This is a genomic window from Methylobacterium sp. D54C, assembly GCF_053345595.1.
Genome location: NZ_JBKFAK010000246.1, coordinates 1 through 287, shown reverse-complemented (window position 1 = coordinate 287; position 287 = coordinate 1). Strand labels below are relative to the sequence as shown.

The 287-nt window shown below is 73.2% G+C and carries 1 protein-coding gene; it reads left to right on the top strand.

From position 1 onward, the window contains the following. Positions 1 to 211, top strand: a 211-nt coding sequence (locus ACLBYB_RS33365) for a protein-export chaperone SecB (protein ID WP_447701445.1), incomplete at its 5' end; no start/stop codon positions are given. Positions 212 to 287: the final 76 nt, after the last annotated feature.

Sequence of the window (287 nt, the reverse complement as noted above, 5' to 3'; positions counted from 1 at the left end):
CCGGCTCCTCAACATCCCGGCCGACCAGATCCATCCGGCGGTGATGATCGAGTGCCCGCGCCTGCTCTTCCCCTTCGCCCGCCAGATCGTGGCCGTGGCGGTGCGCAACGGCGGCTTCCCGCCGCTTTACATCGACCCGATCGATTTCGTCGGCCTCTACCGGCAGAAGGTGATGGAGCAGCAGGGCGCCCAGGGCCCGCCCGCCTCCTGAGGACCGGACGAGCCGGCGGCCGGTCAGCGGCCGCCGGGACCGCGATAGGCCGCCGCCAGCGCGCGCAGCGCCTCGG